Source organism: Methanosarcina sp. 1.H.A.2.2 (assembly GCF_000979975.1).
GTDB lineage: Archaea > Halobacteriota > Methanosarcinia > Methanosarcinales > Methanosarcinaceae > Methanosarcina.
This window is the reverse complement of sequence record NZ_JJQL01000042.1, coordinates 1-9,425: the sequence shown is the minus strand read 5'-3', so window position 1 is coordinate 9,425 and position 9,425 is coordinate 1. Positions and strand designations below refer to the sequence as shown.

The 9,425-nt window shown below is 38.2% G+C and carries 5 protein-coding genes and 1 pseudogene; 3 read left to right on the top strand and 3 right to left on the bottom strand.

Going from position 1 to position 9,425, the window contains the following annotated elements:
* Nucleotides 1-80: 80 nt before the first annotated feature.
* From EO93_RS06835 to EO93_RS06825, 3 genes and pseudogenes are all read left to right on the top strand, one after another.
* Nucleotides 81-359: pseudogene (locus EO93_RS06835) on the top strand (chemotaxis protein CheD); the annotation flags it as partial.
* A 741-nt stretch (nucleotides 360-1,100) separates the two neighbouring features.
* Nucleotides 1,101-1,994, top strand: a complete 894-nt coding sequence (gene fhcD, locus EO93_RS06830) for a formylmethanofuran--tetrahydromethanopterin N-formyltransferase (RefSeq protein WP_048135280.1) — start codon at nucleotides 1,101-1,103, stop codon at nucleotides 1,992-1,994.
* A gap of 386 nt (nucleotides 1,995-2,380) precedes the next feature.
* Nucleotides 2,381-2,662 carry a DUF4405 domain-containing protein gene (locus EO93_RS06825; RefSeq protein WP_082107587.1) on the top strand — a complete coding sequence of 94 codons (282 nt, stop codon included), beginning with the start codon at nucleotides 2,381-2,383 and terminating at the stop codon, nucleotides 2,660-2,662.
* Nucleotides 2,663-2,775: 113 nt separating this feature from the next.
* Here the strand turns inward: EO93_RS06825 and EO93_RS06820 are convergent, their stop codons facing one another.
* The 3 genes from EO93_RS06820 to mfnA all read right to left on the bottom strand — a co-directional run bounded on the left by EO93_RS06820 (nucleotide 2,776) and on the right by mfnA (nucleotide 7,974).
* Nucleotides 2,776-4,320: a TraB/GumN family protein gene (locus EO93_RS06820; protein ID WP_048161644.1), complete on the bottom strand. Its 1,545-nt coding sequence runs from the start codon at nucleotides 4,318-4,320 to the stop codon at nucleotides 2,776-2,778.
* An 824-nt stretch (nucleotides 4,321-5,144) separates the two neighbouring features.
* Entirely contained in the window at nucleotides 5,145-6,239 is a 1,095-nt protein-coding gene (locus EO93_RS06815) for a CBS domain-containing protein (protein WP_048161643.1), read from the bottom strand.
* A gap of 547 nt (nucleotides 6,240-6,786) precedes the next feature.
* Nucleotides 6,787-7,974: a tyrosine decarboxylase MfnA gene (gene mfnA / locus EO93_RS06810; RefSeq protein WP_048135291.1), complete on the bottom strand. Its 1,188-nt coding sequence runs from the start codon at nucleotides 7,972-7,974 to the stop codon at nucleotides 6,787-6,789.
* Nucleotides 7,975-9,425: the final 1,451 nt, after the last annotated feature.

Sequence of the window (9,425 nt, the reverse complement as noted above, 5' to 3'; positions counted from 1 at the left end):
AACACATATTTGAATAACCTGAGTAGTTTTCAGACAAAACGATAGCAGTAAAAATTGTGAAAATTGAAAGGACATCTGCGGAAAGTGGGATAGAGTACCTGGTGGACGAAATAATAAAAAAAGGTGGTTCCAGAAAAAAACTTGAAGCAAAAATTGTCGGGGGAGCAAGCATGTTCGAAAACTCACACATGAATATAGGTGAGAGAAACATAAAGAGTGCGAAAGAAACCCTGACAAAATTGGGAGTGTCAATCATAGCTGAAGATATAGGGAAAAACTATGGACGTACAATAATATTTGATACCTTTACTGGCGACCTCCTCATAAAGACAGTTCTCAGAGGGGATAAAGTAATATGAGAATAAGAAATACCTTATAAGGACCTTAAAAACCCTTAAAAACTAATAAAAACTAATAAAAACTAATAAAAACCAATCAAAACCAATCAAAACCAATCAAAACCAATCAAAACCAATCAAAACCACTAAAAAACCACTCAAAACCACTAAAAACCATTAAAAACTAATAAAAACCAATAAAAACCAATAAAAACCAATAAAAATCCTTAAAAATACCTTCGTTTTTAAAATTTTCTTTACAATTTATTTATGGTTTATCTGGCAGAACGTATTTCCTAATTCTATTTTCTGATTCATCCTAACATAATACTCAACTTTTTTTAAGTTCTTTTCTTTGAAAAATTATATATTTGATATAAATATTATAATAGACATTCATTAGCTAATCGATTAAACCGATTTAACCGATTAATTAAACCATCGAAAATAAAAGTACCATAAAACTTTAAGTGTATGCCTGAGATTAAGTAACGCTGCGATTATGTGACTTTTTCTGTACGGCATAAACAATCCAACTGAGCATGAACAACCAGCATAGCAGAAACAATTCGAACACAGCACGAAAACAGCATAAATAGTTCAAAAATATCTAAAGCAGGCTAAAAGAAAATAATGCATTATGCTGGACTGTGCTGGATTAAGAATATGCTAAAACATGCTAATTTGTAGCAGATTTCAAGCACAGATGTCAAACCTGGATATCATAATAATTAATAATGAAAAGTAAACTAGGGGATTTTCATGGAAATCAATGGAGTAGAAATTGAAGATACATATGCAGAAGCGTTTCCGATCAAGATTTCAAGGGTGCTCATAACAGCAGTCACAAAGCGCTGGGCACAGGTAGCAGCCACTGAAGCCACCGGCTTCGGGACATCAGTTATAATGTGCCCTGCAGAGGCGGGAATTGAAAGGTTCGCAAGCCCCAGCGAGACCCCTGACGGAAGGCCTGGAGTCTATATCCAGATCTGTACTTTCAAATACGAAGCTCTTGAAGAACAGCTGCTTGAGAGGATAGGGCAGTGCGTACTTACAGCTCCTACAACTGCAGTCTTTAACGGGCTGCCTGACGCTGAGAAGCAATTTAATATTGGCTTTAAACTCAAATTCTTCGGAGACGGTATGGAGTCCGAGGCCCAGATTGCAGGCCGCAAAGTATACAAAGTCCCGATCATGGAAGGAGACTTTGTGAGTGAAGAAAATATAGGAGCAGTAGCCGGAATTGCAGGCGGAAACTTCTTTATCTTCGGAGACTCCCAGATGAGCGCCCTGACTGCAGCCGAGGTTGCTGTTGATGCAATTACGGAACTTGAAGGCACAATTACCCCATTCCCGGGCGGCATTGTCTCAAGCGGATCCAAGGCCGGAGCAAACAAGTACAAATTCCTGAAAGCTACTGCAAATGAAAAGTTCTGCCCCTCCATAAAGGACAAAGTGGAAAACACCGAAATTCCTGCTGATGTCAATGCTGTCTATGAAATCGTCATCAATGGGATTGATGAAGAGAGCATAAAAGCAGCCATGAAAGCTGGAATAGAAGCTGCGGTAACTGTCCCCGGAATCAAGAAGATTTCTGCAGGTAACTACGGCGGCAAACTGGGTAAATATCAGTTCAAACTTCACGAGCTCTTCTGAGCTCAAAAATTCTTTTTTTTAACAATTCCATTTCTTTTTTTCAGACTTCACAAGCTCTCTTGAGTTTAAAAATTATTTTTATCAATCCATTTCTTTTTTTCCATATATTTTTCTCACATACCTGTTCTTCACGTACTTCTCCATCTTTTTCTCATACCTTTTATCGCATACCTTTTATCGCATACCTTTTATCGCATACCTTTTATCGCATACCTTTTTATTTTCCAGACCGAATTACTGTTCCGGAAAAATTTACTAAGTAAGCATAAAGTAAGTTTAAAGGAAGCTTATAAGGTCCATTCTTTAGAAGTCTAGTTTTTAAGGGTTACTTTTCGGATTAAGAAAGTTACTTTTCAGATTCGGAGAAACAAAATGAGAGTGGAAACATGAACAGACAAAAAACCAATTATTTAATAGACCTTGCCCTGACAACGCTGTTTTTTGGAGTCGCAGGTACAGGTCTTTTCATGTATTTTTTCATACCTTCGGGAGTTCAAAGGGGTAGATACTTGGTGTACATGGGGCTAACGAAAGCTACCTGGATCTGGATACATAGTAGAGTTGGAATCCTGATGTCAATTCTTGTGGCAATTCACCTTATCCTCCATTGGAAGTGGATTATATGCACTACGAAGAGTTTATTCAGGAAAGAAAAGTGTGAGTTGTAAAAGATTTTCAAATAACAGTACCTTTCGTGCTAATAAGCAGTAAAAAATAAGAAAAAGTTCTGGAAAAAGTCATGGAAAGCGAAGACGTAATCCCGCTATCAGATAACTGTTTTTCAGAGTCCGAGAGCACTGAATCCGGAAAGGAGAATGTCCCTCGGATCAAGACCTGTAACCTGTATCATTACATATGCCCCAAGAAAAGTACCTATCATACTTCCGATATTGGCAAAGCTAGCCACAAGAAGAACACGCATGAACCGGTTTTTGAACATTTCTTTGAAAGTTTCTATCCCTGCAAGGGCTTTAATGTCGTCAGTGGTTGGACTTCGCTGTTTTGCTTCTACCAGACCTGCAAACCAGCCTGCAGCCATCATAGGGTTCAGAGAGGTTAACCAGGCAACCGAAAAGGCTGTAAGGGCAGAGTATGGATGTCCTCCTGCCAGCAGGGCGCCGGCTGCGCTCAGGACCCCGTTAATGAGGAACCACCATCCGAAAGCTATCAAAAGGAGGTGCAGGGGGGTGCCCGATGCGAGGAGCAATAAAAAAACCAGAAGCGCGAGACCAACGATTCCAAAACCGATAATTTTACCGATTCCAATGCGCTTCTTCGGAATCTCCATAAGAGTGCTAAGTGGCGGAATGCTCTTTGGGTTTTTCAGGTAGTTAATTATTCCTGGTTTATGTCCTGCTCCAACCACTGCAACAATAGTTTTATTTCCGCCTGCAGCCACCTTGAGGATGCTACCTGCAAGGTATGCGTCCCGCTCATCTATGAGAGTTTCAGCCGCAGTTGGGGCAAATTCTCTGAGCTCACTGACAAGGGCTGTGACAACATCCTGTTGAGTCATCTGATCGATATCGATCTCGGCTCCTTTTCCTATTCCTATCAGGCCGCCTATGAGAGAACCAAGCATTTTTATTTTCTCCAGGAATTTCATGCGGCCCCAGAAACGCTGGAGCGTAACCTGGATATCCCTGTCAATTAAAGCTACTCTGGCTCCTAATGCTTCTGCTTCATCGATTGCGGAAATCATCTCAGAACCGGGTTTTACACCCATGTCTTCACCGATTTTTTTCTGCACATAGGCAAGCAGCCAGTTGACAAGGTAAAAGTATACTTTTCCTTCAGTGAGAATTTCCTTTATTGGAAGCTGATTCGTCTCCTGGATATTTCCTTTCAGAGAATCATAACGTGCCCGGCAGAGCTCGATGGCTACAATATCGGGTTTAAGTTTCCTGATAGTATCCCTGACTTCAGCCACGCTCTTTTCCGAAACATGTGCCGTACCTATGAGCACAACCTTTGAAGGCTGAAACTCGGCAGCCGGATTGGTCCCATCCTGAGACGGAGGCTGGAAAGAAGAAGGAACTGAAAGTTCCGAAGCTGAATCAGGAAGAGGTTCCGCAATAAACTCGGAACTTATATCGAGCTTCACTTCGACCTCTCCGGCTTCTGCTACAGATGGCAGTACAGAAGCCCGGGTTTCCTCTGGCTTGTTGATTGAAGAATCAGAAAGCTTAGACTTTCCGACAGAAACATTATCTTCCGCGGATTCGGTTATAAGTTTGTCCATAGAGTATATTGACTCCTGAGATGAACTATGAAAATTGAATTCAGGATCCTTGTCCTGAGAATCTGTAATTTTAGACCTATCCATTATCAGTCTCTCTGTTGCGGCATATTAGAAATGATGGATAAAAATGTATAGAGCAGAGCATTTCACCGTATTGCTATGTACTGCTGTCCAGAGTACATCACTCTACCTTCAAGCCCATTGCCAGAATACGTTACTTTATCCATTATACCTTTATCCATTATACGTCCGAATTTTAAACACTTACTGCCGCGAATTCGAAGATATAATGTGAATGGTTTAGCACACAGGTAATTTAATATATAGTATAATTAAGCCATACACATTAAATAAGTTACACATGTTATATAACTGATCTGTAAAATAACTGATCTGTAAAAGTCAATCTATACATAACCAACCTATACATCATAACCAACCTATACATAGCCAATTTGTAAGGATCTGAATATGAGATAAGTTATGTTATACCGTGAGATAACTAAATTATAATTGCCGGATACCAAACTATGCTTCAAAGATATTAAACTACACATCTAAGATATTAAACTATACTTCAAAGATATAAAACTATACATCTAAAGTTAAACCATACTTCAAAGATATAAAACTATACATTTAAAATAACCAGATCATAAACATGATATAATTAAATTGTAAAAAAATATAGCACAGGCAGATAAGTAGTCGTGTGATTACCTGCCAGAAATTTGTGTTTTGCTATTTTTACAGTTTTCTTTAACAATTTAGTTTTATTTAGTTTTAAAGATTTTCAGTGTGTGTATGCAATCCTTTTTCGGGCGAACAACTGTCTTCGGATGAACACTTTTCTTCGGATGAACACTTTTCTTCGGATGAACATTTCCAAAAAGGAATTTTTTGGTGCATCATTCTGATCTGAGCCTCAGTGTCCGGACCAGGTCTGTTCTGGAAAGTACCCCTACAAGAGACCCATTATCAATGACCAGAACTCTTCCTATGTTCTTAGATGCAACCAATTTGAGGACATCACTTGCCCGTGCATCCGAAGTAATAGATATGACATCTCTGGTCATAATATCTGAGACCCGTGTTACAGGGCGATCAAGAGTGGAAACGCGCTGGATATCGGTAAAAGTCACAATCCCTTTGAGGTCGCCCCCCTCTATTACAGGATAACCCATATGCTTTTTCTCAAACATAAAATGAACCAGATCTTCAACATTCATGGAAGAAGGTACTGAAACTACATCTTTTGTCATTATATCTTTTACCAGAACATTTTCTAGAGTTACGGATGCCTGAGTGGAGCGTTCCTCCTCGGATGCACCAACATAAATAAAGAGAGCAATCAAAGGGAACCAGAGGTTTCCTACAAGAATGCCGAAAATCGCCATCAGGATGGCAAAAAATTTTCCTACGGCAGCTGCACTCTGCGTAGCTTTGACATAAGACATTCTCCTTGCATAGAAAGCACGGAGTACCCTGCCTCCATCCATTGGAAATGCGGGCAGGAGGTTGAAAATTCCAAGCACTATATTCATGACGCCAAGAATCCAGATTGTCAGAAAAACGGGATTTTCAGAAAGCACAGTGTTTAGCGCAATTATATACCTATATATGAAAAGACAGACAGCCCCTATAATCAGGCTCGTTAGAGGTCCTGCAAAAGCCATCTTTGCTTCCTGTCCGGGATCCCTTGGCATCTCTTCCATTGAAGAAACTCCTCCGAAAAGGAAGAGCGTGATGCTTTCAATATTGACTCCATAGCGCATTGCCAGATATGAGTGCGCAAGCTCATGCAAAAGGATTGAGGCAAAAAGCAGGATTGCAGTCAGGGTCGAAAGTGCATATTTTGTCGCAGGCGGCTCAACCCCTTGAAAGCCATAAGGATATGGATTAATTGCAAAAATATATGCAAAAATGGGAAGTATTAAAAGAAAGGTTATGTGCAGTCTGATAGGTATGCCCAGTACGCTTCCGATTTTCAGTGCAGATTTCATGAATTAAAAGGCCCCCCTTTATTTAACGAGTTCATCCCAAAACCCAGTTTTAATCTTAATTATCAGAATTATTCAGGATTGCTTTCATAATCAGAAGCTCGATTTGTCACTTAAATACGAGATCCAAAGAAGCAAATTTTGAGTTTTGGGATCAGCTCAACTATCAGCTCAACTAATACAGACACTTGATGAAATTAGATGAAATATATGTGAAACATATATGAAACGTATATTCCTGAATACCAGTTAAAAAGCTCCGGTTAAAAAGCTCCGGTTAAAAAGCTGTGATTCGTAAAAGTTCCAGGTTTTTTATTAAACAAAAAAATCAGCTAATTCCCTCCCCAATTATTTAAATTCATTATTAAGCGTAGCTGATCCTATTTACTATTTAGCAATAATACTATAGATATTTGCTTGCGCAAAATTGAAAAACGGGGAAAAGGAAAACAGGAAAAAAATCAAAGTTTCGCTGGTGCACCCTGCAGCAAGCTGTGTGGTATTCGACTGAAAAAAACGAAAGTGAGAATAAAAATAAAAAGCAGTAACTTTAAATTTCTGCTGTCACTTTTTTAAGATCCTGCAAAAATATTTCGATGTCTTCCGGGGTATTATGCGGCATAAGGACTAGACGGAGGGCTCTTGGTGTGCGGGTGATTGAGACATTCCAGCCGAATCTTTCAAGAAGCTGTTCTCTGACAAGATCAGGATCAGGGACTTTCAGAGCAACTACGTTCATTACGGGTTCAAGCAGGGGTTCGAAACCGATTTTTCGAGCTTCTGTGACTAGCTTTACGGTGAGCTGCATACAGTATTGCACATTCTTTCTGTAACCTTCATGGCCAAGATATTTCATGACAGCGCAGGTAGCGGCAGCTGAGGCTCCGCTCCTGGTGCCCGTAAGTGTGAACTGGGACTTTGTGGTAAGGTATGGAGTATTTACCTTAAGGGAGTCCATGAAAGAAGGGGATCTGAAAAGCAGGGCACCTGACGGGATTGTGGACAGGCCCATCTTGTGGGGGTCTATAGCAATGGAAGTAACGCCTGGCACTTTGAAATCAAAAGGCTGGGGTTTTTCGAAGAAAGGAATTACAAAACCTCCGAAAGCCGCATCAACATGCAGGAAAATCTCGTTTTCAAGAGCTATTTCCGAGAGTTCGTCAATAGGATCCACCTGGCCAAACTCAGTATTTCCTGCTATCCCTACAAGTCCTATGGTGTTTGCATTTATATGACTTTCAACAGAAGTGAGGTCCACCTTAAACTCCGAATCCAGTGAAGCCCTTCTAACCTCTATACCCATCATGTCGGCAACCTTATCAAAAGAAAAATGAGCCGATTCAGGAATTACAATATTTGGAGTTCCTTTCAACCCTTCCTTTCCTGCGGTCACAAGGTTTTTCATTCCTCTTACAGCCTGAATGTTGGATTCGGTACCTCCTGTAGTAAGGTAACCGCAAACCGAACTCTCACATGAGTCTCCGGAAGGAACATCAATTGAAGGAGCATGAAGAAGCTCCCCAAGCATCCTGACAACCTCCTGCTCAAGCCTGTGGGCTCCGGCAAAAAGCCCGGTATCACCCAGGTTAGCCTCAATAAAGAGCCTGTGAGCCTCGGCTGCGATCTTATGAGGGTGAGTACACATTGAACTTAAAACCCGATAATAATCCGTATCCTCTGACTTTGCATTTTCCAGGTAGGAAAATATCTCTCTTTCAGAAAGACCCTGCACATTCATATAGATAAAGTAAAACCAGTTTTATTTAAAAGACTTATGGAATAAACCTCGAAAAATTGATCTCCTGGACTTTATAAAAGTCCAAAATAGCTTTAATTAGTCAGTAATTATGGATATCTTTGAATAAAATATGAACAAAAAGGAATATGGTTAAAAGAAAATAGAAATAGTGGAATGATTTGGAAAATTGAAAAACAAGGAAAAAAGGTAACTGTTTAGCCTTAGCAAAACAACATCATTAGCCATCTTTATTAAGATCCAACAAGCAAAGCTCTGTGAATTGATTTTCTTTAATTGTTGGCTATTGGTTGTGTTTTCTCAGTTTATGTAAATTAGTAATATATCCCTTATTCGACAAAAACAATATCAATAGACTGATTTATATAGGTTGAATAACTACGAAAAAAGAACTGAAAACAAAAAAGAGATTGGAAAAAAGAAGGAAAAAAGAAAGAAAAAAAGAAAGAAAAAAAGAGCAAGAAAAAATTAAAATAAAAGAAGGACTTTGAGAAATACTCAACAAAATCATCAACTTTTGAAATAAATCAAGTGAAAGGGAAAGGAAAGAAGAGGCAGGAGAATAATTAAGGACAAAAGAGAGAAAAGTAAAAGTAATTATATAGGTTCTTAGATTAACTTTTTAGATTAGTTTGATTAATTCAGAGATTATTAATAAACACCATTTATCTTAATAGCTCTAAAAGAAATTTGTATATTATTTAATGATTTTTGCATACTTTTTTTATATTGCTGGAGACTGTCTAGAGGTTCTCTGTAAATGAAAAATATTGATCCTTAAATTATTAAGGATAATTTTACCTTAAGAATTGGTTTGTTTGAGAGGGACCCCTTCATTTCTACTGGAGAGGATATTGAGAGTTGGAACAACATGTTTTGCCAGAGATATTTATAAAAACGTGTTTAAAATAATATATTTATTTAAATTCCATAATTAAAACTATTTTATGTCTTTTAAGTCCTAATTTTTACATATCCATAACAAAGTATATATACATTTAATGTTATAACAAAACAACATTATTTTGTTCCCTTATCAAAATAAAATTATATTTTATTTTGTTCCTCCAAATCCCAAACACGTTTCAGTGGAAACAATGGGGTCCGGGGGGTATATATACTTTCCAATGGAAATAAAGGGGTCTTGTAAATATCTTATTCTATCAGTTCAATATTTCATATAACCAATAAGACTCCTCCAGAATAAATCAATCTTGAAATTCAAGTGAAATTTTAATTTCAAAACTTCGACGAAACTTTAGTTTTTTACATTCCAATCTAAAACCTAAATTTTAACCTTAATCTTTCAAAAAACGTAACTTTATATCTTAATCTGGAAACCAAATACTAAAAGTAAATATTTAAATCCTATAATTATAAAAAGCCTATAATCTGTCTCTTATACACATCTGACGCTGCCGACGAGCGATCTA